1 protein-coding gene is annotated in these 1,410 nt (G+C 64.3%); it reads left to right on the forward strand.

Translation table 11 applies throughout. The features are described 5' to 3' along the window. The first annotated feature begins 45 nt into the window (after nucleotides 1–45). Nucleotides 46–1,386, forward strand: coding sequence for an IS630 family transposase (locus ACWDA7_RS52930; protein ID WP_450615387.1), 1,341 nt, complete (start codon nucleotides 46–48; stop codon nucleotides 1,384–1,386). Nucleotides 1,387–1,410: the final 24 nt, after the last annotated feature.

Consider the following 1,410-nt stretch of genomic DNA (forward strand, 5'->3'; position numbering starts at 1 on the left):
TGTGACGCGCCGGAAATGGCGAGTCTAAGTCTGTAGACTATTTCTATGTCGCATCGGGGTCCGCGTGCTGTCGAGGTCGTATTGTCCGACGAGGAGCGTGAAGAGCTGTCGCTCTGGGTAGGCGGCGCGGTGCGTCCCCGCCTCGCTGAGCGGGCGCGGATCGTCCTGGCGTGTGCGGATGGGGCATCAAACGCGCGAGCTGCGGCCGACTTGGGCGTGACTGCGGCGACAGTGGGTAAGTGGCGCTCCCGTTTTGCGGCCCACCGCATGACGGGTCTGGCGGACGATCCTCGGCCGGGCCGGCGCAAGCCGGATCTGGTACTCACTGAGGCCGAGCGCGCGCAGTTGACGCGCTGGGCGCGGCGGGCGAAGACCGCACAGTACCTGGCTCTGCGCGCGAAGATCGTCCTGCGCTGTGCGGAGGGCGGGACGAACAAGCAGGTCGCTGCAGACCTCGGGGTGGCCCAGGCGACGGTGAACCGCTGGCGGTCGCGGTTCGTCGCCTCGCGCCTGGAGGGTCTGATTGACGAGCCGCGTCCTGGGCGGCCGCCCTCGATCCTGCTCGACCAGGTCGAGGACGTGCTCGTGGCCACCTTGGAGTCCACCCCGGGCAATGACACGCACTGGTCGCGTGCCTCGATGGCGAAGCGCACCGGATTGTCGAAGTCCACCATTGGGCGGATCTGGAAGAAGTTCGACCTCAAGCCGCACATCCAGGACTCATTCAAGCTCTCCACCGACCCGCAGTTCGTCGAGAAGGTCGTCGACGTCGTCGGCCTGTACCACAACCCGCCTGAGAAGGCTGTGGTGTTGTGCGTGGATGAGAAGGCGCAAATCCAGGCCCTGGACCGGTCCCAGCCCGTGCTGCCGATGATGCCGGGCATGCCCGAGCGCCGCACTCACGACTACCTGCGGCACGGCATCACCAGCTTGTTCGCCGCCTTCAACATCGCCGACGGCACCGTCATTCACGCCCTGCACCGCCGCCACCGGGCGATCGAGTTCAAGAAGTTCCTGATCAAGATAGACAAGGCAGTGCCCGCCGACCTCGACGTACACCTGGTCTGCGATAACTACGCCACCCACAACACGCCCGAGATCAAGACGTGGCTGGCCACACACCCCCGCTTCCATGTCCACTTCACTCCCACCGGCTCGTCATGGATTAACCAAGTCGAGCGATGGTTCGGCCTGTTGACCGACAAGCTCATCCGCCGCGGTGTCCATACCTCCGTAAACGCCTTGGAGAACGACATCAAGGCGTGGATCGAGACCTGGAACGAGGACCCCAAGCCCTTCACCTGGACCAAGACCGCCGACGAGATCTTGAACTCGCTCGCCGACTACCTCGCCAAGATCTCCCCACCCGGAACTGAAACAAGCTAAATACTTAGACTCGCCATTTCCGGC

It is taken from the genome of Streptomyces sp. NPDC001156 (assembly GCF_053598275.1).

What these genes read in the sequence shown, in the direction of transcription:
- ACWDA7_RS52930 (WP_450615387.1), top strand. Translation starts at nt 46, where the DNA reads ATGTCGCATCGGGGTCCGCGTGCTGTCGAGGTCGTATTGTCCGACGAG.